This window comes from Pseudarthrobacter adonitolis (genome assembly GCF_055412845.1).
In genome coordinates, this window is record NZ_JBVAYW010000003.1 from 145,444 (window position 1) to 170,106 (window position 24,663).

Below are 24,663 nucleotides of genomic sequence, written 5' to 3' on the forward strand. Positions count from 1 at the left end.
AGCCAGAGCCGCTGCTATCGGAGACTGATTGTGACCTTCATATCCAAGACCCAACATGCCGACGTCGTACTGATCGGCGGCGGCATCATGAGCGCCACGCTGGGGGCGTTCATCAAGCAGCTTGAACCGAACTGGACCATTTCGTTGTTCGAACGCCTGGATCAGCCCGGGCTGGAAAGCTCCGACCCTTGGAACAACGCTGGAACGGGCCATGCCGCCCTGTGCGAACTCAACTACTCCCCCGCAGCCAAAGACGGCTCGGTGGACCCCGCCAAGGCCCTGCTGATTAACGAGCAGTTCCAGCTGTCACGGCAGTTCTGGTCCCATCTCGTGGAAGAGTCGCTGATCGGCTCCCCGAAGGGCTTCATTAACACCGTCCCGCACATGAGCTTTGTGCTCGGCGAGAACAACACACAGTTCCTCAAGACCCGCTACGAAGCGCTCAAGTCCCACACACTGTTCCGCAGCATGGAATATTCCGAGGACCACGCGCAGATCGCCAAGTGGGCACCGCTGATCGTCAAGGGCCGCGACCCCAAGCAGCGCATCGCCGCCACCCGTGCAGCGGAAGGGACCGATGTCGACTTCGGGGCACTGACCCGTGAGCTGACCACCTACCTCGGGAACAACGGCGTCGAAATCAATTACGGCCATGATGTCACCGGCATCTCCAAGGCGGCCGACGGCGCCTGGGACCTGTCGATCAAACACCCGGCGTCCGGGGAACACGGCAAAATCCACGCCAAGTTTGTGTTTGTGGGCGCCGGCGGCGGCGCGCTGCACCTCCTCCAGGCCTCCGGTATTCCCGAAAGCAAGGGCTACGGCGGATTCCCCGTGTCCGGCCAGTTCTTCCGATGCACCGACGAAAAACTCGCCGCCCAGCATAGCGCCAAGGTCTATGGCCAGGCTTCAGTGGGCGCCCCGCCCATGTCCGTCCCCCACCTGGACACCCGCTACGTGAACGGGAAGCGTTCGCTGCTGTTCGGCCCTTACGCCGGCTTCTCCACGAACTTCCTGAAAAACGGCTCGTACCTTGACCTGCCACTGTCCATCCGCCCCAGCAACATCATTCCGATGCTTGCAGTGGCCAAAGACAACATGGACCTCACGGCGTACCTCGTTAGAGAGGTGGCCAAGCGCCACGGCGACAAGGTGGAAGCTCTGCGCGAGTACTACCCCGAGGCCAAGGACGGCGACTGGGAGCTGATCACCGCCGGCCAGCGTGTCCAGATCATCAAGAAAGACCCGAAGAAGGGCGGCATACTCCAGTTCGGTACCGAAGTCATCGCCGGCCGCGACGGCTCCATCGGTGCTCTTCTGGGCGCCTCGCCCGGTGCCTCCACGGCAGTGCCCATCATGATTGAACTGCTGCAGAAGTCCTTCCCCAAGAACTTCAAGGGCTGGCAGGGCAAGCTCAAGGACATGATGCCCGGCTACGGCGTGAAGCTGGATGAAAATCCGGATCTGGCCGCAGAGCTCGAGACGGCAACGGCCAAGGTATTGCAGCTGGAGAGCGTTTCCGCCAACCACTGACGCCCGGCATTCCGGCCGGCAGGCCCGGCTGGACGGTCCGGTCCGCAGGAGTCCGTCAACCCCACAGGAGAGACCGCGATGTTCCGGCTGGCACAACTTTCATTGGCAAACCGGGCGCTGATCGCGCTGATCACCGTCTTCGCGACGGTGTTCGGCGTGATCACCATGTCATCGCTGAAACAGGAACTCATCCCCTCCATTGAGTTCCCGCAGATCACCGTCCTCTCCGCCATGCCCGGCGCGTCACCCGAAGTGGTGGACAAGCAGGTCAGCGCACCGCTCGAAACGGCCCTGAACGGCGTCGAAGGTCTGGAGTCAACCTCCTCGACGTCGCGCAACGGCGTCTCACAGATCTCCATGGTGTTCACCTACGGGACAAACCTCGACCGCGCCCGGAACCAGATCGACCGGGCCATCTCCAACGCCAAGCGTTCACTGCCGGATGACGTACAGCCGCAGGCCATCGCGGGCAGCATCAGCGATTTCCCCATCGTGTTCCTGGCAGTGTCTTCGGACAAGCCGCTGAGCGAACTGAACGCCGACCTCCTGCGCCTCTCCGTTCCCCGGCTCCAGAAGATCGACGGCGTCCGGGGAGCCGACGTGACCGGCGGCGCCACCCAGTACATCGCGATCCTCCCTCGCCCCGACGCGATGGCCGCCAAGGGCGCCACGATCGAGTCCATCCGGACCGCCCTCGGCAACAACGGCGCGCTGATCCCGGCCGGGACCATCCAGGAGCAGGGCAAGACGCTCTCCCTCCAGATTGGCAGCCCGGTGGATTCTCTGGACGCCATCAAGGCATTGCCCCTGGGCGGAGCCAAGGATGCCGCGACGATCGGAACGGTGGCCGACGTCAGCCTGCAGGACAACGCACGGACCTCCATCACCCGGACCAACGGCCAGGAAACCCTGGCGGTGTCCGTGACCAAAAAGCCCGAGGGAGACACCGTGGGAATCTCCCACGCCGTGAACGACTCGTTGGCGGCCCTTGAGGCTGAACTGGGGTCCAACGCAAAATTCACGGCCGTGTTCGACCAGGCCCCGTTTATCGAGAAGTCCATCAAAGACCTCACCACTGAGGGCCTGCTCGGGCTGGGCTTCGCGGTCGCCGTCATCCTCGTTTTCCTGATGTCGGCCCGCTCCACCCTTGTTACCGCGGTGTCCATTCCGCTCTCGCTGCTGATCACGTTTATTGGCCTCTCCGCGACCGGCTATTCACTGAACATCCTGACCCTGGGCGCGCTCACCATTGCGATCGGCCGGGTGGTGGACGACTCGATTGTGGTGATCGAAAACATCAAACGCCACCTCAGCTACGGGGAGGAAAAAGTCTCGGCGATCCTCACCGCTATCCGGGAGGTGGCCGGCGCCATCACAGCCTCCACCTTGACCACCGTGGCGGTCTTCCTGCCCATTGCCTTTGTGGGTGAGCTCGCCGGCGAACTCTTCCGGCCCTTCGCCCTGACAGTCACCATGGCGCTGCTGGCATCCCTGCTTGTATCTCTGACCATCGTGCCGGTCCTGGCCTACTGGTTCCTCAAGAGCCCCGCCAGTTCCGCCGCAAGTTCGCCTGCTGCCCGCGAAGCTGCCGCCGCCGCCCGTGCCCAGGCTCAGGAGGCCGAACAGAAGAGCCGGCTGCAGCGTGCGTACCTGCCCGTCCTCAGCAAGACCCAGAAGCATCCGGTGCTGACGCTGGTCGCCGCCGTTCTGGTCCTCGGCGCCACGGCCGCCATGACGCCGCTGCTTTCCACCAACCTTCTCGGCGATTCCGGCCAGAACAACATGACTGTCCGCCAGATGATGCCGGCGGGCACAAGCCTGGCCGACACCAGCACCGCCGCCATCAGGGTCGAGGAAGTCCTCCGCGGCATCGAGGGTGTCGAGAATGTCCAGGTCACCTCCGGCAACGCGCAGGCCGGTTTTGCCGCCCTGACGTCCTCCGGCTCCGCCAACTCCACGTTCACCGTGGTGACGGATGAGAGGGCGAATCAGGCAAAGCTCCAGGAATTCGTAAGGACTGAAGCAGGCAAGGTGGCCGGTTCCGGGAAAATTACCGTCGGCACCCAGCAGGGTGGCTTCGGGACGTCCTCCACGGTGGACATCACCATCAAGGCGGCAACGTCCGCGGACCTCCGCAGGGCCAGCGACGCCATGGTGGAAGCAATGACCGGCGTGCCGGAGACCAGCGAGGTAGCCACGAACCTCGCGGCCAGCCAGCCCGTGGTCCAGGTCAAGGTTGACCGGGCCAGGACCGCGGCGGCCGGACTGAACGAGGAACAGGTCGCCGGCGTCCTCGCTGCCACGATCAGCCCCATCCCCGCCGGGACGGTCCGGATCGACACCGACGACTTTCCGGTCCAGATCGGCAAGGGCACCCGGTTCACCAGCATCGAGGCGGTGCGCAACATCACACTTCCCGCATCCGGCGCCCCCGTCACCCTTGGCAGCATCGCGTCCGTGGAACAGGTGGACGTGCCGGTCTCCATTACCGCCAGCAACGGCCAGCGGACCGCCAAAGTGTCAGTCACGCCGTCGGGCTCCAACCTTGGCGCGGTGAACGCGGAGGTGCGGAAGCGCCTCACGGAGGTCAGCCTCCCCGCCGGGGTCACGGCGGAACTGGGCGGCGCCACCACCCAGCAGGCCGAGTCCTTCCAGCAGCTGGGCCTGGCGCTCCTCGCGGCGATCGCGATTGTCTACGTCATTATGGTGGCCACCTTCAAGTCGCTGATCCAGCCCCTGATCCTGCTGGTGTCCGTTCCCTTTGCCGCCACCGGCGCCGTGGCCCTGCTGCTGGCCACGGGCGTTCCCCTGGGCCTGCCGTCGCTGATCGGCATGCTGATGCTTGTGGGCATTGTGGTCACCAACGCCATTGTGCTCATCGACCTCATTAACCAGTACCGGCAGCCACGGGACGGCCGCGGCGGGATGAGCGTGGCGGACGCGATCACCCATGGCGCGAGGCAGCGCCTCCGCCCCATCCTGATGACCGCGCTGGCCACCGTTTTCGCCCTGACGCCCATGGCGCTCGGCCTGACCGGGGGCGGCGGCTTCATTTCGCAGCCGCTGGCCGTGGTGGTGATCGGCGGCCTGGTCTCGTCCACAGCGCTGACCCTGGTACTGGTTCCTGTGCTGTACCGGCTGGTGGAGGGACGGCGGGAAACAAAAGTACTGCTCCGTGCCATGCAGCAGCGCCCGGAGTTTGCAGCAGCGGACGACGTCGATGCCGAGTTCCACGACTGGACCACCGGTATGGTGCCCCGCGTCAGTGGACGCCGCGCCGCCGCGGGCGGCCCCCAGTAGCGCCTGGAGTTTTCGCCGGGGAGGCGTTACATCCCTTGATACATGCAAACGCATGAAAATCGGGTATAGTGGAAGCAAGCCCAGGGAAGTCCAGGAAACGGAAGGCACACCATGCAGATCGGCGTATTCAGCGTCAGTGACATCACCACTGACCCCACCACCGGCCGGACACCCACGGAGAACGAACGCATCAGAGCCGCCGTGGCCATCGCCAAAAAAGTCGAGGAAATCGGCATGGACGTCTTCGCCCTCGGCGAGCACCACAACCGCCCGTTCTTCTCCTCCTCGCCCACCACCACCCTCGCGTACATCGCCGCGCAGACCGAGCGGGTCACCCTCTCCACTGCCACCACGCTGATCACCACCAACGATCCGGTTAAGATCGCCGAAGACTTCGCCATGCTGCAGCACCTGGCTGACGGCCGGGTGGATCTGGTTCTGGGCCGCGGCAACACGGCTCCGGTGTACCCGTGGTTCGGCAAGAACATCCAGGACGGCGTGGAACTGGCCATCGAGAACTACAGCCTGCTGCGCCGACTGTGGGACGAGGACACGGTGAACTGGTCCGGCAAATTCCGTACGCCGCTGCAGAACTTCACTTCCACCCCGCGCCCGCTCGACGGCGTCGCCCCCTTTGTATGGCACGGCTCCATCCGCACGCCGCAGATCGCCGAAGTGGCCGCCTACTACGGCGACGGGTTCTTCGCGAACAACATCTTCTGGCCCAAGGAGCATTACCAGCAGCTGATCAGCCTCTACCGTGAGCGCTACGAGCACTATGGCCACGGCACGGCGGACCAGGCAATCGTGGGCCTCGGCGGCCAGTTCTTCATGCGGAAGAACTCCCAGGATGCCGTCAAGGAATTCCGGCCCTACTTCGACGACGCGCCCGTCTACGGCCACGGCCCGTCGCTGGAGGACTTCACCTCCCAGACCCCCCTCACGGTGGGCAGCCCGCAGGAAGTCATCGAAAAGACCCTGACGTTCCGCGAGTACTTCGGTGACTACCAGCGCCAGCTGTTCCTGATCGACCACGCAGGCCTGCCCTTGAAGACGGTGCTGGAACAGCTTGACCTGTTCGGCGAGGAAGTCCTCCCGGTCCTCCGCAAGGAATACGCAGCCCTCAAGCCCGCCCACGTGCCGGATCCGCCCACCCATGCCGGCCGCGTTGCCGCCCTAATGGCTGCCCAGGCGCCTGACACTGCCCCTTCGGAGGCGTGATGGCTGCCGACGGCAACGAATCACCCATCCGTTTGGCAGCGGAAACCTGGGAATCCCTGTTCCGGGCGCAGGTTGCCGTCATGCGCAGGCTGCAGGCCGGTCCCGCTTTCCGGAAGGTGGCACTGAACGAATACGACGTGCTGTTCACACTGTCCCGGTGTCCGTCCGGCTGGCTCCGGCTCAATGAACTCAATGACCATGTCCTGCTGAGCCAGTCGAGCCTCAGCAGGCTGGTTGAGAGGCTGGAGAAGCGAGGGCTCGTGGTCCGGATGGCGGCCCCAGACGACGGCCGCGGCGTGCTGCTGAAGCTCACCGAAGAGGGGTCTGCCCTTCAGAAGGAAATCGGCCGGGAGCATGTGCGGGACATCTCGAGCCTGGTGGGGCCAGCCCTGACGGCTGCCGAGCAGAAGGAACTTCAGCGGCTGACCGAGAAACTCCGGCATTCGGTGGGAGCGAGGCCGGCAAAGTAACTGCCCGGGAAGTATCCGCCCGGCAGTGGCCGGGCCCCTGCCGGGAACTAGCCCAGCATGACCAGCTCGGCCGGATCTTCCGCCGGAAGCTGGCCGTTGACCACAGCGCTGACGCGCAGCTCGGTCAGCGTCAGGCGCCCGCCCACAGTGGACAGGAACGCGGTGTCGGACGAGTCGCGGCCGGCGGTGATCTGCAGCATCGACTCCCGCGGGGCGAGCCCCGTGGGGTCGATGACGTGCCAGGCGCCATTGACATGCGCCTCGGCTACCGCGTGGAAATCCATGGGACTCAGCCCCGGCGCGTACACGGCGGTGAGCCGGGCCGGGACGTCCTTAGAACGCAGCAGGGCGATAGCCAGGTGCGCGAAGTCCCTGCACACTCCCCTGCGGTGCAGGAGGGTTTCCACGGCGCCGTCGGTGCCCCTGGAGGAACCGCTGATGTACCGCAATTCCCCATAGACCCAGGTCCGCACGGCCTGGAGCAGTTCGGCACCGTGCAGACCGCCAAATTCGGCGTAGGCCGTGGGCAGGAGCCGGTCTGACTCCGCGTAGCGGCTTGGCCGCACGTAGCGGATGAGCTCAGCCAGGGTGGCTTCTTCCGGGACGGCCTGCCCTGCCACCGTCGCTGAGTACTCAACGGTGACCTCGGAGGGTTCAACGAATTCCATATAGTGCAGGCGGCCGCCATGATGGTCCGCGAGTTCCTGCAACGGAACCGGCTGCCCGTCGGCCGTGACAGTCAGGGATTCGTCAAACGAGGTGTAGCCGGGATTCCTGGCCACAGCGATGGCCAGGGCTGCCTTCGTGTCGGCGATGGTCCTGAAAACCATACGTGCTGAAACGGTGCGTTCCATGTATCTCCGGGGTGTGAGGTAGTGGCAGAACTTCCCGCTCTGGCCCGGGGATGAGGGGCCGGGGGCGGGACTAGTTTTTGATCTCCAGAGACATTAGCATCCGCTGGACGTTCGCGAATTCCGAGCTCTCGTCCACGTACTTTGCGGCCTGTCCCAGGGTGTCGAACGCCTTGGCCGGGGCCACCTTCTCATCCGGGGCGAAGGCCTTCAGGACGCCCAGGTCACCGAACGAGTAGTCACCTTTCCCTGCCGGGCCACGGACCACGTTGCGCAGTTCGCACGCCTGACCGCCTGCCCCGCCCACAATGTTGGTGATTCCGTAGGAACCGAAGTAGCGGTAACCCTGGATGACGCGGAACACCACGTGCGGCGCGATGGTCCCTTCCCCCGCCAGGCCGGGAAGCTCTACCGGCACGCTGCTGATCACAACGTACGGTTTCCGGGCAGCCTCGGGGCACTCGGACGACGACGGCGGCAGTCCTGTCCGGAGCACGGCCACAACCGTGCCGTCCTGCTTTTTCACCTCAATCTTCAGGGCACCCGGCAACGTCCCCTCCTCGGGTGTGACGGACTGGGCGATCCATTCCTCCGGCAGGTCGAAGCTGACGGTCTTCGCCGGATCGGCAAACGTCTTCCAGGCAGTCGCTGTTGCGGCCGGGCCGGGCGATGCGGACGCCGAGGCGCCCGGTGCGGCCGAAGGATCCGGCGACGGGGACCCGGTAGCGCCGGCGATAGAGCTCGTATTGGCGCCAGGGCTGGCCGATGTGTCCGGCTGCGCCGTCCACGCCGAATCACTGCCGCCAGGGGCGCTGCACCCGGCCGCCAGGGTACCGGCCATCACCAGCGCTGCCGTCCGCACTCCCCACATTGTCGCCTTGTGTGTCATGCAGCCAGCCTATCGGCGGACGGCGGCGGCCAAGAGCGGGAGCCTCGTGTCGCCGTCGGACATTCCCCGCACGCAAGGGGCTAGGCTGGTGCCTATGGCGGATGAGCAGTATGGCGCGGACCCTGAGAGCCTGGCGGACATCTCTGCCATCGACATTGCGGACTGGCGGCTGCGGACGTTTGCCCTGTACGACACAGTACGGAAAGTTGCCGCTGAAGATCCGGCCGAGGCCCATTCCCTGTGGCGGCATGAACGCGACCGTATGTTCGCAACACATCCGGCCTCAGCCCTCAGCGCGAAGGACAAGTCGCAGTTCGCTGGCCTGAAGACGGCCGACTACGATCCCATCTACCGCTTCTATGTGCCGCTGACCCTTGAGGGGGCCGGCCGGGAAATGACAGTGGAAACCGCCACTGACGGCGTGGTCCGTTTTGTCCGGTTGGGCACATTCGATCTTCCCGAGCTGGGCCAGCTTGGCGTATGGGAGCTGCACGGCTACGGCGGGGGGATATTCGTTCCGTTCCGGGACGCCACGGCTGGCCAGCCGGGCGGAACCTACGGCGCAGGACGGTACCTCCTGGACACCATCAAGGGCGCGTTCCATGGCGTCCATGGTTCCGGGGCGGGCGCCGAGTTTGTCCTGGACTTCAACTTTGCCTACAACCCGTCCTGTGCGTACAACGAGGCCTGGGCCTGCCCGCTGCCCGGCCCGTCCAACCGCCTGGCCGTGGAGATCCCGGTGGGCGAGCTGTACTGAGCCGCCACCGGCGGTCGCCGCTGCCCGGTGCCGCCGCCCGACGCCGCTGCCCGGTGCCGCCGCCCGACGCCGCTGCCCGGTGGCGCCCGACGCCGCCGGCCGGAGGACGCAGGATGTCGGCCGCGACCTCCCGCCGCAGGCCTTCCACAAGGCGGCATCCAGCGTGATCGACCCCGGCGACACCATTGAACTGAGCTCTACGGTGGACTACGTGGACCCGGAAGCGGAACTCACCGTCGTCGTCGGGCGCACCGTCCGTGGCCTGACGCTGGAGACTGCCCGGAGCGCCATCCTTGGATTCACCATCGGCAACGATGTCTCGGCACGCGATCTGCAGAAGTCGGACGAACTGTGGATCAGCGCCAAGAGCCAGGACACGTTCACTCCCGTGGGCCCATGGATCGTCACGGACCTCGACGACTCGGACCTGTGCATCAGCGTCGGTTCACAACGGCACCGGGCTGAAAGCCGCCAGCAGCGCCGACCTCGGCTGGAAGGTGGACGAAATCCTCGTGTACCTCAGTTCCTTCATGACCCTGCACGCCGGCAATCTGGTCCTCACCGGCTTCCCGGCGGAGTATGCCCGACTCCACCCCGGAGACACAGTTGTGTGCCGCGTCGAGGGCATTGGCGAGCTCAGCAACCCGGTCAAGGCTGCGTCCTGGGAGGAAGCTCCCGCCTGATATGTCAGGCTTAGGCCATGGAATTCCCTGCTGCGCCCAGTGCCCAGATGACGCAGCAGCCCACCCGTGGCGAGCCTGCCACCAGGCACTACCGCGGGATCTTTAGGTTTCCGGTGGTGCGGCAGCTCCTGCGCTTTACCGGCGTCGGCATCATCTGCACCGCCACCTCCCTGGCGCTGTATGCGTTGCTGCGTCCCTGGCTGGGACCGCAGCTGGCCAACGCGGCTGCCCTGGTGCTGACGTCTTTGATGAACACGGCGCTGAACCGCAGGCTGACGTTTAAGATCTCCGGGCAGCACCGGATGGCCCGCGACCACCTGAACGGCATGATCGTCATCGCCGTGGCGCTGGTCATTACCGGCGGCAGCCTGGGCGTGCTGCATTGGCTGCACCCGGACGCCACCGTGTCCGATGAGCTGTGGACCACCACACTGTCAGGCTTCGTGGCCACCGCCGTGCGGTTCACGATGCTGCGGCACTGGATCTTCCGCCGCGCCCGCCACATCTAGCGGCCGAGGGTCCTGACGCTCTCGACGGCGGTGCCCACGGCTGCCGCCGCCTGCTCCAGTTCGTCCGCGGTCACTGCCGAGGTGAAGCTGAACCGCACAGCTGTCTGCGCAACTTCGGCGTCATAGCCCAGCGCGGTCAGCACCGGCGACGGCGCATCCGAGCCGGCGGCACACGCTGAACCGCTCGAGCACACCACACCCTGCCGCTCCAGCTCCAACAGCACAGATTCGCCGCTGGTGCCGGGGAAACAGAACGACGCTACTGACGGCAGCCGTTCCGTTCGATGCCCGGTGAGCAGGGCTCCGGGAACCCTGTCCAGGATGGTGGCGATGAAGTGTTCGCGGAGCCCAGCCACCCGGGCGGCCAGTTCCGGCCGTTCGGCGTGGGCAAGCGTCAGGGCGGTAGCCAGCGCCACTGCGCCGGCAACATTTTCGGTCCCCGACCGGCGGCCGCGTTCCTGGCCGCCGCCGTGCACTAGGGGCTCGACGCGGGTCCGGCCGCGGACGTACAGCACGCCGCACCCCTTCGGCGCCCCGAGCTTGTGGCCGGAAATGCTCAGGGCATCCACCCCGAGTTCTTTAACATCCAGGGACAGCCAGCCCGCGGCCTGGACGGCGTCGGTATGGAACGGGATGCCCCGCTCAGTGGCCGCGGCGGCCAGTTCGGCAACCGGCTGGATGGTGCCCACCTCGTTGTTCGCGTACATGACGCTGACCACGGCGGTCTCCGGCCGGAGCGCGGCGGCGAGCGCCTCAGGCGTCACCCGGCCGGTCCCGTCCACCGGAACCACGTCCACGCCGAACCCGTGAAACCGTTCCAGGTACCGCGCGGACTCTTCCACTGCGGGATGTTCGACGGCGCTGATCACCACGCGGTCGAGCGTCGGGTCCGCGGCCTGCCGGGCCAGGGCTATGCCCTTGACCGCGAGGTTGTCAGCCTCCGTGCCGCCGGAGGCGAAAGTGACCTCGCCCGGGCGGCAGCCGAGGACCTTGGCCACGGCCGCGCGTGCGCCCGCGAGCACGGACGCCGCGGCCTCACCCAGGGTGTGGTGGCTGGAGGGGTTGCCGAACTCGCCGCTCAGGTAGGGCCACATGGCCTCGAGGACTTCACGGCGGACGGGCGTGGTGGCGGCGGCATCGAGGAAGATCATGGGCGTTTCAACCAACGCTCAGTTCGACGTCCAGGCCAAGGTCCAGGGCAGCCACGCTGTGGGTGAGACCACCGATGGAGATGACATCCACGCCCGCCGCGGCGATGTCCGCGACGGTGCCGAGGTTGACGTTGCCGCTGGCTTCCACCACGGCACGTCCGTCCACCAGCTTGACGCCGGCACGGAGCTCGTCGAGGGTGAAGTTGTCCAGCATGATGGTGTCCACGCCGGCCGCAAGGACAGGTTCGATCTGCTCGGCGCTGTCCACTTCCACTTCGAAGTGCGTGGTGTGCCCCAACTGGGCTTTGGCCGCTGCCAGGAGCTCGGTCAGTTTCGCCGGATCGCCCCCGGTCATAACGGCCAGGTGGTTGTCCTTGGCCAGCACGGCGTCGGACAGGCTGTAGCGGTGGTTGGCTCCCCCGCCGCAGCGGACGGCGTAGCGCTCCAGCACACGCAGGCCGGGCGTGGTCTTGCGAGTGTCCGTGATGCGCGCCTTCGTGCCCTCGACGAGCCGGACGAATTCCGCGGTCTTGGTGGCGATGGCACTCATCCTCTGCACGAGGTTCAGCCCGACTCGTTCGGCGAGCAGCACCGAGCGCGCGTTGCCGGTAACACGCGCGAGGTGCGTGCCGGCGTCGAACGCTGCACCCTCAGCGAGCAGCAGCTCCACGTCGGTGTCCGGGTCCACGATCGTCATGGCGTCGCGGAACACCGTTCCACCGCTGAATACGCCGGGCACCCGGGCGTTCAGCACCGCAGTGGCGCGGGCGTCGGCCGGAATCAGCAGCTGCGAGGTGATGTCACCGTTGGGCGCGTCCTCGGCAAAAGCCCGCTCCAGGATGTCCCGGACGGGTGCTGCGGGGAGGGTCAGGCTAGTCATTGACGAGGCTCGCTTTCCGGCTCATGGTGTAACGCTTATCAAAATGTTCGACGACGGCGGCATCTGCGGCCACGCTGTCGCTGCGGTAATGCGCCCCCAAGGATTCACGCCGCTCCCGCGCGGCATGCACCAGCAGCTGCGCAGCCAACAAGAGATTGGCATCCTCATGCTCCCGGGGATCGAAAGAGCCAGGCAGGTTGACCGGATTGTCAGCAGAGGCCCAAGCCCCAAGCAAGCCAGAAGCCTCCCGCAACAACCCGCCATTACGCAAAACCCCAGCGTTAGCAGTCATAAGCCGCCGAAGAGCCACCCGGGAAAAAGCCCCAGCCTCAACAAACGACGTCTCAACAGGACCAGGCGCCGGGACCGTTTCTAACTCCCACGCTGGCACCTTGAGGGCCGGCACGTCAGTGGCCCCACCCGGCTGGAGCGATGAATGGACGCGTGAGGGTGCTCCGGAAGCGTGCGTCAAGGGGAGGCCGCCAGCGGCCGAGACAGCACGCGGAGGAGTGCCGTCAGGCGACACCCAACCCGGACAGGCGGCCAGGAAAGCTGCGACAGCCCGCCGCCCAAAAACAAGACCTTCGAGCAAAGAGTTACTGGCAAGCCGATTAGCACCCTGGACGCCGGTGCAAGCAACCTCTCCAGCCGCCAGCAACCCAGGCACCGAAGTCCGCCCGTAAAGATCGGTAAGAACCCCGCCCATCCAGTAGTGCGCTGCCGGTGCCACGGGAACGAGATCCCGGGTCCAGTCGACACCGGCTTGGCGGGTGCGGGCGCTGATGGTGGGGAAGCGCTTTTCGAGGTAGCCCTTGCCGCGCTTGGCCTCCACCACCATGGCGTCAAGGAACACGTGCCCGTTGGGATCCCCAAGGGTGGCGAGGTGCAGGGCGATGCTGCGGGAGACGACGTCGCGCGGGGCAAGTTCTGCGTCGGCGTGATAGGCGGGCATAAAGCGTTCGCCGTGGACGTCCAGCAGGATGGCGCCTTCGCCGCGGACGGCTTCGGAAATCAGGAGCGGTTCAGCGCCGTTGCCGGCTGCCTCGAGGGCATCGGCCGGGAGCACCATGCAGGTGGGGTGGAACTGGAAGAACTCCAGGTCCGCCACGGCGGCTCCGGCCCGCCAGGCGAGCGCCAGCCCATCGGCAGTTGCCACGGCAGGGTTGGTGGTCTGGGCGAACAGCTGGCCCGCTCCCCCGGTGGCCAGGAGCACGGCATCACCGTGGACGCCGAGTTCCCGTCCGTCGTGGAGGAAATTCACGCCGGCCACACGGCCTTCGCTCTGCGACAGGGACGTGACCTGGGCATGGCCGATCACCTGGATCCGGCCGGCGGCCTGCGCATCCAGGAGGGTCTTGATGAGCGCCCTGGCTACGCCGGTACCGGTTGCGTCGCCGCCGGCGTGCAGGATCCGCGGCGCGGAATGGGCGGCTTCGAGCCCCAGCGAGGGGTCGCCGTCGTCGTCTATATCGAAACGAACGCCGAATCGTTCCAGACCGTCGATAGCCAGGCGGGCCTCGGTGCAGAGCACGCGGACAGCGTCCTCATCGCAGTGCCCGGCCCCGGCCTTCAGCGTGTCTGCGATGTGCGCGGCCACAGTGTCCCCGGGCGCGGGCTCGTCGAGGACGGCGGAGATGCCACCCTGGGCGTAGTAGGTGTTGCTGTCCGCGAGCGCGCCCTTGGTCAGCAGCACCACCTCGGCGCCGGCATCGGCGGCAAGCAACGCGGAGTACAGTCCCGCAATGCCGCTCCCGACGACGATCAGCCGCCGGGGTGCCGGACCTCCGGCTGGGCTCTCTGCGCTCATGTGGGGCTCGTTTCGATTTCCGGTGTTGCGGGAGGGGGACTAGAGCGGACGCGCTACAGCGGACGCGAGGCGAGCATACGCTCGAGCGCGGTCTTGGCGTTGTCCTGGACGGAATCGTCTACGCTGATGCGGTTGACGATGCGGCCTTCGACGAGTTCCTCCAGGACCCAGGCGAGGTAGCCGGGGTGGATCCGGTACATCGTGGAGCAGGGGCAGATCACGGGGTCCAGGCAGAAGATGGTGTGCTGCGGGTACTCGGCGGCGAGCCGGTTCACCATGTTGACTTCCGTGCCGATCGCGAAAGTGGTCGGTTCGGTGGCGGCTGCGATGGCCTTCTTGATGAAGTCGGTGGAGCCGGCGGAATCAGCGGCATCCACCACCTCCATGGGGCACTCGGGGTGCACAATCACGTTGACGCCGGGGAACTCGGCGCGGGCCTTTTCGATCTGGCCCACGTTGAAGCGTTTGTGCACCGAGCAGAAGCCGTGCCACAGGATTACGCGGGAATCGAGCAGGGCCTGCTCGTCATTGCCGCCCAGTTCCTTGCGCGGGTTCCACATGGGCATTTGCTCCAGCGGCACACCCATAGCTTTGGCGGTGTTGCGGCCCAGGTGCTGATCGGGGAAGAACAGGACCCGCTGGCCCCGTTCGAACGCCCATTCCAGGACCACCTTGGCGTTGGAGGAGGTGCACACGATCCCGCCATTGCGGCCGCAGAAAGCCTTCAGGGCGGCGGAGGAATTCATGTAGGTGACCGGAATGACCGGAACCCGCCCCTCGGCGTCGGCCTCGGTACCGAAGATTTCTTCGAGCTGTTCCCAGCATTCTTCCACGGATTCGGTATCCGCCATGTCCGCCATGGAGCATCCGGCGGCGAGGTTCGGCAGGATGACGGCCTGTTCCGGGGTGGAGAGGATGTCTGCGGTCTCGGCCATGAAGTGCACGCCGCAGAAAATGATGGCCTCGGCGTCAGGCCGGGTGAGGGCGGCGTTGGCCAGCTGGAACGAGTCGCCCACGAAGTCGGCGTACTGGATGACTTCGTCGCGCTGGTAGAAGTGGCCCAGGACCACGGCCCGGTCGCCCAGCTTTTCCTTGGCCGCGCGGATGCGCACGTCGAGTTCGGCATCGCTGGCGAGCTTGTATTCTTCCGGCAACTGGCCCTGGCGCGGTGTGGCGGCCGGGGCCACGTCCGCACTGGAGGCTCCGGGTCCGTAAGCCGGGCTACCAGCGAGCGCCTCGGCAAGGTCGTATTCCCACGGGCCCTTGGCGAGCGCCGGGCTGCAGGTGGCTGCTGTTTTGCCTGCAGCCGCGCTCCGGGACGCGCTTTCGGCTTGTTCGCGCGTGATCAGCTGGATGGCTGTGTTGACGCTGCTCATGGTGTGCTCCTGTTATCGGGGTCAAGGCCGGGACGGCCGGTGAAGCGGTAAAGACGTGGCGGACGGTGCTTGCCGCCCTGGAGGTATTCGCCGGTTTCTTCGATCTCCGGCGTGGATTTGAGCTGGCGGCGGAAGTTGGCCGGGTCCAGCCGGGTGTCCAGGACGGCTTCATAGACTTCCCGGACCTGGGCGAGGGTGAAGTACTCCCCCAGGAAGTGGTAAGCCACCGAGCCGTAGGCCAGCTTGTTCCGCAGGCGCCGGAGCGCGTACTCAACAATGGCGTTGTGGTCGAAGGCCAGGTCCCCCACCTTGTCGGCCCGGAACCACTTCACGTTCTCCGATTCGTCGGCCAGGGCGGCCTCGGTGGGCTGGACCAGCGCCCAATAGACGATCGACACCACACGCTGGGTGGGTGAGCGGTGCAGCCCGCCGAACGCGTAGAGCTGTTCCAGGTAGCTCGGTGTGAGTCCTGTGGTTTCCCGGAGGTTCCGGGACGCAGCATCCTGCAGGGATTCAACATGAGTCAGCGGGCCGCCGGGAAGGGCCCAAAGATCCTTGTACGGCTCACGTATCCTGCGGACCAGGGGAAGCCAGAGGGTAGGCCGGCCGGAGGATTCGCTGGGCCGCAGGGCGAAGATGACGGTGGAGATAGCGAGCGAGGGTGCAGCGGTGGCCCGTTCGGAGACGTTCGCTGAGCTGTTGTACACGGTCACTCACCCGCTCTCTGCTTCTGCGCTTCATTGCCAGATGCTTAGTTATAGTCAATTTGACTATAACTGATTCTACGGCCCTATTCCTCTGATTCAAAATGTTTCGCCGCCCCGCGCGACGGGGCGAAGAGTCCTGGGGCTGGTCCCCGGAGACCCTACTCCGGCTGTCTAGCGGCTGCGGCTTCGAGCAGGTTCAGTGTCCTGCCTTGGAAGTGGGTGTTGAGGACAATAACGGACGACGCGCGGAGAACGGTCTTGGTGGCGATCATCGCATCCAGAACACGCTGCAGGTCCGGATTGGACCGCGCGGCGATCCTCGCCATGAGATCCGAACTACCAGAAACGGTGTGGACCTCGATCAGTTCCGGGATCGCAGCCAGCGCCACGGCCACGGCGTCGTGGCCCAGGTCCTGGTTGATGGTGAGCGAGCAGAACGCCACCACCGGGAAACCGAACTGCGCGGGATCAGGCCGGGGCACCCACGAACTGATCACGCCGGCCTCCGTCATCCTGTCCAGCCTCGACTGGACGGTGGCGCGGGCAATGCCCAGGACCCTCGAGGCCTCCAGCACCGAGCCCCGCGGAGTGTCGGTAAAGAATCGGACAATTGTGGCATCCAGGGCATCAACGTTCATACAATCTCCTTCGCACACCGCCATTAGGTAAGCAATTTGCTAACCAATAGCCATCCGAGTGATTCAAAGTGCCACCATCGTTGCACAACAGCTGCCTGCGGGCCAGCGACTTAGGCGGTAAATTCAAGTGGTCCCTGCGGGGACACTACCCCCAACCCCAAGAAGGTTCACAGGCATGACATTGAAGTCCACGGTAGTGCGGCCGGAATCCCGCCTCGGCCACACCATGAAACCCCGGCAGCTCACCATGATGGGGCTGGGCAGCGCCATCGGCGCCGGCCTCTTCCTGGGTTCAGGGGCCGGTATCCAGGCCGCGGGGCCCGCCGTGCTGATCTCGTACCTGGTCGCCGGGACGCTCATCATTCTGGTGATGTGGGCGCTGGGCGAGATGGCCGCTGCGAATCCCACCAGCGGCGCGTTCTCCGTGTACGCCGAGCGCGCCCTTGGAAAAACCGCCGGCGCCACGGTGGGCTGGCTCTGGTGGCTCCAGCTGGTGGTGGTCATCGCCGCGGAAGCTCTCGGTGCCGCAGGCCTGCTGTTTTCTGTCTGGCCGGCTATCCCCGTCTGGGCCTTGGCCCTGATCTTTATGGTCGTGTTTACGGCCATCAACCTGACGGGCGTCAAGAACTTCGGCGAGTTCGAATTCTGGTTTGCCATCCTGAAGGTTGCCGCCATTGTGGCGTTCCTGGCCGTGGGGGCCGCCCTGCTGCTGGGCCTCCTGCCCGAGGTAGCTTCGCCCGGACTCGCAAACATCACCACTGATTTTGCTCCCGCCGGGCTTGGCGGAATCGCCACGGCATTGTTCGTGGTGATCTTTGCCTTCGGCGGAACCGAGATCGTGGCCGTGGCCGCCGCGGAAACGCAGGATCCGGAACACAGTGTGGGCAAGGCGATCCGCACGGTACTGTGGCGCATCCTGGTCTTCTACATCGGATCGGTCTTTGTCATCGCGGCCGTCCTGCCGGTCACCTCCGAAGGACTCGCCTCGCCTTTTGCCGGTGTGCTCGACGCGGCCCAGATCCCCGGCGCCGGCACGGCAATCACCCTGGTTGCCGTCGTCGCACTTCTCTCCGCACTGAACGCCAACCTCTACGGCGCGTCCCGCATGGTGTACTCGCTCGCCGAACGCGGCGAGGCTCCCCGGCTCCTGGCGAGGCTCAGCAGCGCCAGCGTGCCGATGATCGCCGTAGGCGTTTCCGTGGCGTTCGGCTTCTTCGCCACCGTTCTGGAGCTGCTGTTCCCGGACCGGATCCTGCCGGCCCTGTTCCAGCTGGTCGGATCCACGTGCCTGGTGGTCTGGGGCACAGCCCTTGTTTCGCAGCTGATCCTCCGGCGCCGCGCAGACCGGGCCGGTTCCGTACTTCCCCTGCGGATGAAGGGATTCCCGGGCCTGACAATCTTAGGACTGGCGCTCCTGGGCCTGATCTTCGCCGTCGGCTTCAGCGCGGAGAGCAGCCGCGGACAGCTACTGAGCACGTTCGTTCTGGTTGGCTGCCTCGCGGCAGCCTGCTGGTTCGGCGCCCGGCTCACCACCCGCGACCGTCAGCCCAAGTAAGTAGCAGTAGATGTCGTTATGAGCCGTCATAACGGCATCTGCTGCTACCCAGTTGGGTGAAGGGCAGAAAACTAACGCCGGCTCGCACTGTACAAATTGCGAAGCTGCTGGCCGGAACACGGGCGGTTATTTGCAGCCTGGACAGCCTACGCTGTGCTGATTGCTATTTCGCTCATGGTGGCCGTCCGGCACCTGGACACCTCCGCCGTCGCCTGGCAGCGGCAGGGCATCATCCCCGGCTACGCCCCCGAACTTGGCCAGGAAGCAGCCCAGGTGGGCGGCGGTTACGCAGTGGACCTGTCCCGAGACTTCGTCTTCCCCACGTACCGGGAAATGGGTGTGGCCCGCGCCATGGGCGTGGACATGGTTGCCTACATGGCCACCCACAAAGCCACGTGGCACGGCGGCCTCTACGATCCCCTGGAATCCCGGCTCGCCCCGATCCAGGCGGTAGTGGCCGGCTCCGTACTGCACGCCGTCGGCTGGGCCCACGGCCAAACCCTGGCCGCCGCCCCCGGCGACGAAACCGGCGCGGCCCTGAGCTACTTCGGCGACGGCGCCTCATCCCAAGGCGACGTCCACGAGGCCATGAACTTCGCGGCCATCATGAAGGCGCCGGTGGTGTTCTTCGTCCAGAACAACGGCTGGGCCATCTCAGTGCCCACCGAACGCCAGGTGGCCGGCGGCTCCGTGGCTGCCCGCGCCGAGGGCTATGGTATCCCCGCCGTTAAGGTGGACGGCAACGACGTGGTGGCCGTCGTGGAGGCAACGCGGCGAGCGCTGGCACACGGCCGGGCCGGAAACGGTCCCGTCCTCATCGAAGCCATGACCTACCGCCGCGGCCCGCACTCCACCTCCGATGACTCCGGCCGCTACCGCACCCTTCAGGAAGAGCACAACGACGGCGGCCAGGATCCGCTGGAACGCTTCCGCCAGGTCCGGCTCGCCGCCGGCGTCGCCGACGAGGAGTTCTTTGCCGCCGCCCTCGCTTCAGCTAAGGCCGAAGAGGAACAGATCCGGGAGGGCCTCCAGGCCCTGGCACCGCGCCCCGGCAGCGAAATGTTCAACCTGGTGTTCCAGGAAACCACGCCCGCCCTGCAGGCCCAGGCTGCCAACTGGCGGAAGGAGTCCGAGCATGTCTAACTCGGACATTGGATTTCGACAGGCTCGATCACCGGAACGGCAGGCCCATTCACCGGAGGCCACGGTGATGTCCATGCAGCAGGCCCTGAACCGGGCCCTCAATGAGGTCCTCGCGGAAAACGCCAAGGCCCTCATCTTCGGCGAGGACTGCGGCCGGCTCGGCGGAGTCTTCAGGATCACGGACGGCCTGCAGGCAAAGTACGGCGAAGCCCGGGTCTTCGATACCCCGCTGGCGGAGTCCGGCATCCTGGGCATGTCCGTGGGCCTGGCCATGGCCGGTTTCCACCCGATCCCCGAGGTGCAGTTCGACGGCTTCGCCTACCCGGCCATCAACCAGATCGTCTGCCAGATCGCCAGGATGAACTACCGCAGCCGCGGCGCCCTGCCGATGCCCATCACCCTGCGCGTTCCCAGCTTCGGCGGCATCCGTGCCCCCTGACACCACGGCGAATCGCTCGAGACGCTTTTCGCCCACGTGCCGGGCCTGAAGGTGGTGTCGCCGTCGAACCCGCACGAGGCCTACCACCTCCTCAAGTACGCAGCCTCACGTCCGGATCCTGTGATCTTTATGGAGCCGAAGTCCCGCTACTGGCAAAAAGGTGAGGTTAACGTCGCCAACGCCGATGCCGGCGGCGGCTCCCCCACGGGCGCCAAGGTGATGCGCGAAGGCCGCCACCTCACGCTCGTGGCCTGGGGTGCCATGGTGACGCGCTGTCTGCAGGTGGCCGACCTGGCGGCTGAGGACGGCGTGGACATCGAGGTCCTGGACCTGCGCTGGCTCAAGCCCATCGATGCGCAGGCCCTGGTGACGTCCATGGGGAAGACGCGGCGCGCCGTCGTCGTCCATGAAGCCCCACTGACATCCGGCCTCGGTGCGGAAGTCGCATAGCTCATTACCCAGGGCTGCTTCGACACCCTCAAGGCGCCGGTGGAACGTGTGACCGGCTTCGACGTTCCGTACCCGAGCGGTGACCTCGAGGACGAATACATCCCCAGCGTTGATCGGATCCTTAGCGGGATCCAGCGAGTATTGGAGTACCGTCGTGGCTGAGATTTCATTCCCGCTCCCGGACCTCGGCGAGGGTCTGATCGAGGCGACTGTTCTTGAGTGGCTGGTTTCGCCCGGCGATCAGGTGGAGCGGAACCAGCCGCTGGTGGAGGTGGAAACCAGCAAATCCGCTGTTGAACTGCCCAGTCCGCAGGCAGGTAAAGTGGTGCGTACCTTCGGTGGGGCAGGCGACAGGATCAACGTCGGCGAACCCCTGATCGTGTTCGAGGTGCCGGACAACACTGCCGGAATCGTGGGTACGGTCCCGAAGGATAAGGCACCGACGCGCCGGGTCCGCCTGAGCGCCGTACTTGATGAGGACTGACACCATGAGCGGCAGGCACACCGGCGAGATGCATTCCCACACCGTTGAGGGCACTGACCCCCAACTTTTTGTGGAGGTGCACGACCCCCAGGACGACGCCGGACTGCGTCCTGTGCTGCTGCTGCACGGATTCTCCTCTTCCAGCAAGCTCAACTGGCATGACACCGGCTGGGTGCCGGCCCTACTGGAGGCTGGCCGCCGCGTCATCACCGTGGACCTGCCCGGACACGGCCGCAGCGGCGCCCCCGAGGACATGGACTCCTACTCCCCCAGCCGGATCCGCGCGGATCTGCTGCAGATAGCGTTCGACGCCGGCGTGCGGCCATTGCACAACGGTGACCCCACCAGCGGGGTGGACGTTGTGGGCTATTCCTTGGGCGCCCGGCTCGCCTGGGAATTCGGCGCCACCCAACCCGAGATCGTCCACCGCCTGGTCCTGGGCGGACCGAACATCGCCGATCCGCTGGCAGCCTTTGACCTCATCGCCGCCCAGAACTACCTCGCCGACGGAACCCCCATCGCGGACCCGTCCACAGCCGGCCTGCTCAAGATGGCCATGCTCCTGCCAAGCAACAACATCTTCGCGCTGCTGTCCCTGGTGGATGCCATCAAGGCCGAACCCTTCGATCCTGCCGAAGCCGTTCCCCACATGCCCATGCTCCTTGTGGCCGGCGACCAGGATGAACGTGCGGCCACCATGCCGCAGCTTGCGGAACTCGGCATCCGGGCAGGGTCCATGGCTGAACAGCTGACCTTACCCGGGCGGAACCACACCAACGCCATCACCAGCCGGGCTTTCAAACAGGGAGCCATCGCTTTCCTGGGTGTCTGATCCCCGGCCGTCTGGTCCCTAACAGGGGTTTCATAGCTCCCGCATCCGCCTTACGCCGCCGTTCCGTCCTGGTGACTGCCGCCGGTTTCCTCGCCATGGTCCTGATCGCTGCCGTCTATATGCTGGCGCCTGCCCGGCCGGGCTGGGAGCGGCGTCGCGAACATCGATAGGCATCGACACCTTTGCGAGCTCCGCCCCGATTGACGCGGGCCTGGACGCAGCCATCGATGCCATCATCGGCGAAAACAGCCAGTACCAGGTGGGTGTTGCGCTGATGGCCACCGCCGGCGGGGACCTGCACCTGTACGGCGTGGAGGATGGTTCGGCGTCCCTTGATGAGCCTCCCGGCGCCTTCACCTCGGGATTCCAGATCCAGACGATGGTCCAGGACTGCAACAACGATTCGTGGAGCCTGCTGATGGACGCCGTGGGCCTGTCCGAACTCTCGGAATACGCCGCCTCCATCGACGTCACCTATGACCCCAAGGTGAACACGCTCTCGACCGCAAACATGGCCCATATCCTGGCGGAACTGTTCGAGGGCCGGCTCCTGGACCAGGAGCACACGGAGCAGCTGCTGTCCTACATCCCTGAACGGACGGTGGTGATCCAGGACATCACCAAGGCCGATACCGCCGCCCTCTCATAACTCGGCAGTGCGCGGCAGGCAGTATCCCCGCTTTCCGGCGCGGCGGCAGAAGGTAGGCTGGAAGCGGGGCGGAGACAGCCGGAGAGGGAACAATGAGCACGCGTTTTGAAGACCGCACCGATGCCGGTGAACGGCTGGCGGCGGTGCTCACCCAGTTCCGGGAACGCCCCGACACCATCGTCCTGGGGCTGGCCCGCGGCGGAATCCCCGTGGCCGCCGCAGCTGCCAAAGCCCTGTACCTGCCACTCGGCGCCGTTCTGGTCCGGAAACTCGGCATCCCCGGCCACGACGAAACAGCGTTCGGCGCGCTGGCCTGGTCCGGAGGCCGGATAGTGCGCCTGCTCAACCGTCCGCTGATCACCCGCATTCTGGACCACGGTGTCCGCCAGGAATGGCTGGACGAAGTGGAGAAACGCGAGAGGGCGGAGCTACTTCGCCGGGCCGGGACCTACCCGCGGATCAGCAACCACCTCACCGGCAAGACAGTCCTCCTGCTCGACGACGGCCTGGCCACCGGAGCCACCATGCGCGCCGCCGTCGAGGCCGCACGTTCCGGTGGTGCGGCACGCGTCGTCGCCGCAGCGCCGGTGGGTTCGGTGGAAGCCTACGCGGCTGTGTCGCGGGTGTGCGATGCCGTGCTGTGCCTGCATCTGCCGGGCAAGTTCCGCGCCGTGGGCAGCTTCTACCGGCACTTCGAACAATTGACCGATGAGGACGCCATTAGCCTGCTGAACCAGTAGGGGCCCCACTCCAGCACTGGGCCCTCACGGCAAATCGGCGGGCCCGGCCAGATGGCCGGAACCCGCCGTTCTGCGATGCGAACTACTTTAGTGGTGGCTGCTGACGCCGAGCGGGTTGCCCTTCGTCTCCTTGGCGAGCAAAACTCCGACAGCCGAAATGACGCACAGGATCATGATGTAGATGCCGATGGATCCGGTCCATTTGGTGCTCTGCAGCAGAGTCTCGGCGATGGTCGCAGCGAAGGCACCACCCAGGATGGCACCGAAGGCGTACCCGATGGAGATCCCCGAGTAGCGGACGTTGGCCGGGAACATTTCGGCGTACATCGCCGACATGGGACCGTAGGAGAGTCCCAGGCCGATGGTCAGAACGAAGAGCGCCACACCGTAAAGCCAGATGTTCCTGGTGTCGATCAGGGCAAACATCGGGATCATCCAAACGAAGATGATCGCATAACCTATCAGGAAGGTCTTGACCCGGCCGATCCGGTCTGAGAGCCAGCCGCCTGCGAGCGTGAAGATCAGCCAGCCGAAGGAGGCAAGGGTGGTGGCGAGCAGGATTTCCGGGACCGGCATCTTCAACGACCTGGTGGCGTAGGAGATGAAGAAGGCAATCAACAGGTAGCCGGCGGCGTTGTTGGCGATGAAGATCATGGTCGAGTAGAGCACGGGCCTCTTATGGCTACGAATGAGTTCGCTGAGGGGCGCCCTGCTTTCGGCCTTTCGGGCCGCCATCTCCTGGAAGACGGGGCTCTCGGCCACAGCCCGACGGATCAGGTATCCCACCACAATAAGCACGATGGACAGCAGGAACGGCACCCGCCAGCCCCACGACGCGAAGTCTTCCTTTGACATGTTCGAGTTGAGTACAAAGAGCAGGCCGGTGGCCAGGATCATGCCGACCGGGACACCGATCTGCGGGTACGCGCCGAACACACCGCGACGGCTCTTGGGGGCGTGCTCCACGGCCATCAGGGCAGCACCGCCCCATTCGCCGCCGGCGGAGAAGCCCTGGGCAATGCGGAGGATGATCAGCAGGATGGGGGCCCAGACGCCGATCTGCGCATAGGTCGGCAACATGCCGATCAGGGAAGTGGCCGCACCCATCATCAGGAGGGTGAAAACCAGCATGGCCTTGCGTCCGAGCCGGTCGCCAAGGTGGCCGGCAACCACTGCACCCAGCGGGCGGAACAGGAAGCTGATGCCGATGAGCGCGAAGGACAGGATCTGGGCCAGGCCCGGGTTGGATTCGTTCAGCGGAGCCAGGAACAGCGGGGACAGCAGTGTGCCCGTCAGTTGCGCGAAGATGAAGAAGTCGTACCACTCGATGGTGGTGCCGACCAGCGTTGCTGCGAGGACCTTGCGTTCCTCGTGCTTGCTGCTCGGGCCCGCCTCGGAATCGACGCGTGAAGTTTCGGTCATTGGAACTCCGTGGCTTGGGGCAGCCTGGTTAGGGATGAGGGCTGCCGTAGGTGGATTCAGGCCGTCCGATTTACTGATCGAACGGTCAGTTAGTAAGACGTTACGCGAAGATATGACGAAACGCACTACTTTTCTTGATTCTTCCCGCGGATCAGTTCCATAGTTGAACTGCCTTTT

Annotated in this window: 22 protein-coding genes and 2 pseudogenes; 15 read left to right on the forward strand and 9 right to left on the reverse strand. The window is 65.6% G+C overall.

What is annotated here, in order from left to right:
• The first annotated feature begins 30 nt into the window (after window positions 1–30).
• The 4 genes from ACZYZ4_RS05335 to ACZYZ4_RS05350 all read left to right on the forward strand — a co-directional run bounded on the left by ACZYZ4_RS05335 (window position 31) and on the right by ACZYZ4_RS05350 (window position 6,524).
• A complete protein-coding gene (locus ACZYZ4_RS05335; protein ID WP_463858849.1) occupies window positions 31–1,533 on the forward strand; it encodes a malate:quinone oxidoreductase in 1,503 nt (500 codons plus the stop codon).
• 78 nt (window positions 1,534–1,611) lie between these two features.
• Window positions 1,612–4,833 (forward strand): efflux RND transporter permease subunit, encoded by a 3,222-nt coding sequence (locus ACZYZ4_RS05340; protein WP_463858851.1) that lies wholly within the window; start codon window positions 1,612–1,614, stop codon window positions 4,831–4,833.
• A 111-nt stretch (window positions 4,834–4,944) separates the two neighbouring features.
• Window positions 4,945–6,054, forward strand: a complete 1,110-nt coding sequence (locus tag ACZYZ4_RS05345) for an LLM class flavin-dependent oxidoreductase (RefSeq protein ID WP_463858853.1) — start codon at window positions 4,945–4,947, stop codon at window positions 6,052–6,054.
• On the forward strand, window positions 6,054–6,524 hold the full coding sequence (locus ACZYZ4_RS05350; protein WP_463858855.1) for a MarR family winged helix-turn-helix transcriptional regulator: 471 nt from the start codon (window positions 6,054–6,056) through the stop codon (window positions 6,522–6,524). Before ACZYZ4_RS05345 ends, ACZYZ4_RS05350 begins: the two co-directional genes overlap by 1 nt.
• A gap of 47 nt (window positions 6,525–6,571) precedes the next feature.
• Here ACZYZ4_RS05350 and ACZYZ4_RS05355 read toward each other — a convergent pair whose 3' ends face one another.
• Window positions 6,572–7,378: a transglutaminase-like domain-containing protein gene (locus tag ACZYZ4_RS05355; RefSeq protein ID WP_463858857.1), complete on the reverse strand. Its 807-nt coding sequence runs from the start codon at window positions 7,376–7,378 to the stop codon at window positions 6,572–6,574.
• Window positions 7,379–7,448: 70 nt separating this feature from the next.
• Window positions 7,449–8,264, reverse strand: coding sequence for a hypothetical protein (locus ACZYZ4_RS05360; protein ID WP_463858859.1), 816 nt, complete (start codon window positions 8,262–8,264; stop codon window positions 7,449–7,451).
• A gap of 94 nt (window positions 8,265–8,358) precedes the next feature.
• Here ACZYZ4_RS05360 and ACZYZ4_RS05365 point away from each other — a divergent pair, with 94 nt between their 5' ends.
• The 4 genes and pseudogenes from ACZYZ4_RS05365 to ACZYZ4_RS05380 all read left to right on the forward strand — a co-directional run bounded on the left by ACZYZ4_RS05365 (window position 8,359) and on the right by ACZYZ4_RS05380 (window position 10,213).
• A complete protein-coding gene (locus ACZYZ4_RS05365; protein ID WP_463858861.1) occupies window positions 8,359–9,021 on the forward strand; it encodes a DUF1684 domain-containing protein in 663 nt (220 codons plus the stop codon).
• A gap of 163 nt (window positions 9,022–9,184) precedes the next feature.
• Window positions 9,185–9,367 (forward strand): annotated as a pseudogene (locus ACZYZ4_RS05370) (fumarylacetoacetate hydrolase family protein); the annotation flags it as partial.
• On the forward strand, window positions 9,336–9,704 hold the full coding sequence (locus tag ACZYZ4_RS05375; protein ID WP_463858863.1) for a fumarylacetoacetate hydrolase family protein: 369 nt from the start codon (window positions 9,336–9,338) through the stop codon (window positions 9,702–9,704). The pseudogene ACZYZ4_RS05370 and the gene ACZYZ4_RS05375, both read left to right, overlap by 32 nt.
• Before the next feature lie 17 nt (window positions 9,705–9,721).
• Entirely contained in the window at window positions 9,722–10,213 is a 492-nt protein-coding gene (locus tag ACZYZ4_RS05380) for a GtrA family protein (protein ID WP_463858865.1), read from the forward strand.
• Here the strand turns inward: ACZYZ4_RS05380 and ACZYZ4_RS05385 are convergent.
• From ACZYZ4_RS05385 to ACZYZ4_RS05410, 6 genes are all read right to left on the reverse strand, one after another.
• The gene (locus tag ACZYZ4_RS05385) at window positions 10,210–11,364 is read right to left on the reverse strand and encodes a cysteine desulfurase family protein (protein ID WP_463859085.1); all 1,155 of its coding nucleotides are present in this window, start codon (window positions 11,362–11,364) and stop codon (window positions 10,210–10,212) included. The genes ACZYZ4_RS05380 and ACZYZ4_RS05385 overlap by 4 nt on opposite strands.
• Before the next feature lie 7 nt (window positions 11,365–11,371).
• Window positions 11,372–12,244 (reverse strand): carboxylating nicotinate-nucleotide diphosphorylase, encoded by an 873-nt coding sequence (gene nadC, locus ACZYZ4_RS05390; protein WP_463858867.1) that lies wholly within the window; start codon window positions 12,242–12,244, stop codon window positions 11,372–11,374.
• The gene (locus ACZYZ4_RS05395; RefSeq protein WP_463858869.1) at window positions 12,237–14,051 is read right to left on the reverse strand and encodes an L-aspartate oxidase; all 1,815 of its coding nucleotides are present in this window, start codon (window positions 14,049–14,051) and stop codon (window positions 12,237–12,239) included. The genes nadC and ACZYZ4_RS05395 overlap by 8 nt, the downstream gene beginning before the upstream one ends.
• A 53-nt stretch (window positions 14,052–14,104) precedes the next feature.
• On the reverse strand, window positions 14,105–15,427 hold the full coding sequence (gene nadA, locus ACZYZ4_RS05400) for a quinolinate synthase NadA (RefSeq protein WP_463858871.1): 1,323 nt from the start codon (window positions 15,425–15,427) through the stop codon (window positions 14,105–14,107).
• Entirely contained in the window at window positions 15,424–16,134 is a 711-nt protein-coding gene (locus tag ACZYZ4_RS05405; protein ID WP_463859087.1) for an NUDIX hydrolase, read from the reverse strand. Before ACZYZ4_RS05405 ends, nadA begins: the two co-directional genes overlap by 4 nt.
• Window positions 16,135–16,292: 158 nt before the next feature.
• Complete coding sequence (locus ACZYZ4_RS05410) at window positions 16,293–16,772, reverse strand: Lrp/AsnC family transcriptional regulator (RefSeq protein ID WP_463858873.1); 480 nt, start codon at window positions 16,770–16,772, stop codon at window positions 16,293–16,295.
• A gap of 175 nt (window positions 16,773–16,947) precedes the next feature.
• Between ACZYZ4_RS05410 and ACZYZ4_RS05415 the strand changes: the two genes are divergently transcribed.
• From ACZYZ4_RS05415 to ACZYZ4_RS05445, 7 genes and pseudogenes are all read left to right on the forward strand, one after another.
• Window positions 16,948–18,327, forward strand: a complete 1,380-nt coding sequence (locus ACZYZ4_RS05415; protein ID WP_463858875.1) for an amino acid permease — start codon at window positions 16,948–16,950, stop codon at window positions 18,325–18,327.
• Window positions 18,328–18,501: 174 nt separating this feature from the next.
• Window positions 18,502–19,470, forward strand: coding sequence for a thiamine pyrophosphate-dependent enzyme (locus ACZYZ4_RS05420; RefSeq protein ID WP_463859089.1), 969 nt, complete (start codon window positions 18,502–18,504; stop codon window positions 19,468–19,470).
• A 67-nt stretch (window positions 19,471–19,537) separates the two neighbouring features.
• A pseudogene (locus tag ACZYZ4_RS05425) lies at window positions 19,538–20,521 on the forward strand (alpha-ketoacid dehydrogenase subunit beta).
• On the forward strand, window positions 20,514–20,843 hold the full coding sequence (locus ACZYZ4_RS05430) for a biotin/lipoyl-containing protein (RefSeq protein ID WP_354250910.1): 330 nt from the start codon (window positions 20,514–20,516) through the stop codon (window positions 20,841–20,843). Before ACZYZ4_RS05425 ends, ACZYZ4_RS05430 begins: the two are co-directional and overlap by 8 nt.
• A 4-nt stretch (window positions 20,844–20,847) precedes the next feature.
• Window positions 20,848–21,675 carry an alpha/beta fold hydrolase gene (locus tag ACZYZ4_RS05435; protein WP_463858877.1) on the forward strand — a complete coding sequence of 276 codons (828 nt, stop codon included), beginning with the start codon at window positions 20,848–20,850 and terminating at the stop codon, window positions 21,673–21,675.
• 259 nt (window positions 21,676–21,934) lie between these two features.
• Entirely contained in the window at window positions 21,935–22,324 is a 390-nt protein-coding gene (locus ACZYZ4_RS05440; protein ID WP_463858879.1) for a serine hydrolase, read from the forward strand.
• A 92-nt stretch (window positions 22,325–22,416) separates the two neighbouring features.
• Entirely contained in the window at window positions 22,417–23,064 is a 648-nt protein-coding gene (locus ACZYZ4_RS05445) for a phosphoribosyltransferase (RefSeq protein ID WP_463858881.1), read from the forward strand.
• A gap of 87 nt (window positions 23,065–23,151) precedes the next feature.
• On the opposite strand, the gene ACZYZ4_RS05450 is transcribed toward ACZYZ4_RS05445, so the two are convergent.
• The gene (locus tag ACZYZ4_RS05450) at window positions 23,152–24,486 is read right to left on the reverse strand and encodes an MFS transporter (RefSeq protein ID WP_463858882.1); all 1,335 of its coding nucleotides are present in this window, start codon (window positions 24,484–24,486) and stop codon (window positions 23,152–23,154) included.
• Between the last annotated feature and the right edge of the window lie 177 nt (window positions 24,487–24,663).

Excerpts from the sequence above, each read along its gene's own strand:
- ACZYZ4_RS05340 (WP_463858851.1), top strand. The coding sequence starts at position 1,612 with ATGTTCCGGCTGGCACAACTTTCATTGGCAAACCGGGCGCTGATCGCG.
- ACZYZ4_RS05345 (WP_463858853.1), top strand. The coding sequence starts at position 4,945 with ATGCAGATCGGCGTATTCAGCGTCAGTGACATCACCACTGACCCCACC.
- ACZYZ4_RS05350 (WP_463858855.1), top strand. The coding sequence starts at position 6,054 with ATGGCTGCCGACGGCAACGAATCACCCATCCGTTTGGCAGCGGAAACC.
- ACZYZ4_RS05355 (WP_463858857.1), bottom strand. The coding sequence starts at position 7,378 with ATGGAACGCACCGTTTCAGCACGTATGGTTTTCAGGACCATCGCCGAC.
- ACZYZ4_RS05360 (WP_463858859.1), bottom strand. The coding sequence starts at position 8,264 with ATGACACACAAGGCGACAATGTGGGGAGTGCGGACGGCAGCGCTGGTG.
- ACZYZ4_RS05365 (WP_463858861.1), top strand. The coding sequence starts at position 8,359 with ATGGCGGATGAGCAGTATGGCGCGGACCCTGAGAGCCTGGCGGACATC.
- ACZYZ4_RS05375 (WP_463858863.1), top strand. The coding sequence starts at position 9,336 with ATGTCTCGGCACGCGATCTGCAGAAGTCGGACGAACTGTGGATCAGCG.
- ACZYZ4_RS05380 (WP_463858865.1), top strand. The coding sequence starts at position 9,722 with ATGGAATTCCCTGCTGCGCCCAGTGCCCAGATGACGCAGCAGCCCACC.
- ACZYZ4_RS05385 (WP_463859085.1), bottom strand. The coding sequence starts at position 11,364 with ATGATCTTCCTCGATGCCGCCGCCACCACGCCCGTCCGCCGTGAAGTC.
- nadC (WP_463858867.1), bottom strand. The coding sequence starts at position 12,244 with ATGACTAGCCTGACCCTCCCCGCAGCACCCGTCCGGGACATCCTGGAG.
- ACZYZ4_RS05395 (WP_463858869.1), bottom strand. The coding sequence starts at position 14,051 with ATGAGCGCAGAGAGCCCAGCCGGAGGTCCGGCACCCCGGCGGCTGATC.
- nadA (WP_463858871.1), bottom strand. The coding sequence starts at position 15,427 with ATGAGCAGCGTCAACACAGCCATCCAGCTGATCACGCGCGAACAAGCC.
- ACZYZ4_RS05410 (WP_463858873.1), bottom strand. The coding sequence starts at position 16,772 with ATGAACGTTGATGCCCTGGATGCCACAATTGTCCGATTCTTTACCGAC.
- ACZYZ4_RS05415 (WP_463858875.1), top strand. The coding sequence starts at position 16,948 with ATGACATTGAAGTCCACGGTAGTGCGGCCGGAATCCCGCCTCGGCCAC.
- ACZYZ4_RS05420 (WP_463859089.1), top strand. The coding sequence starts at position 18,502 with ATGGTGGCCGTCCGGCACCTGGACACCTCCGCCGTCGCCTGGCAGCGG.
- ACZYZ4_RS05435 (WP_463858877.1), top strand. The coding sequence starts at position 20,848 with ATGAGCGGCAGGCACACCGGCGAGATGCATTCCCACACCGTTGAGGGC.
- ACZYZ4_RS05445 (WP_463858881.1), top strand. The coding sequence starts at position 22,417 with ATGAGCACGCGTTTTGAAGACCGCACCGATGCCGGTGAACGGCTGGCG.
- ACZYZ4_RS05450 (WP_463858882.1), bottom strand. The coding sequence starts at position 24,486 with ATGACCGAAACTTCACGCGTCGATTCCGAGGCGGGCCCGAGCAGCAAG.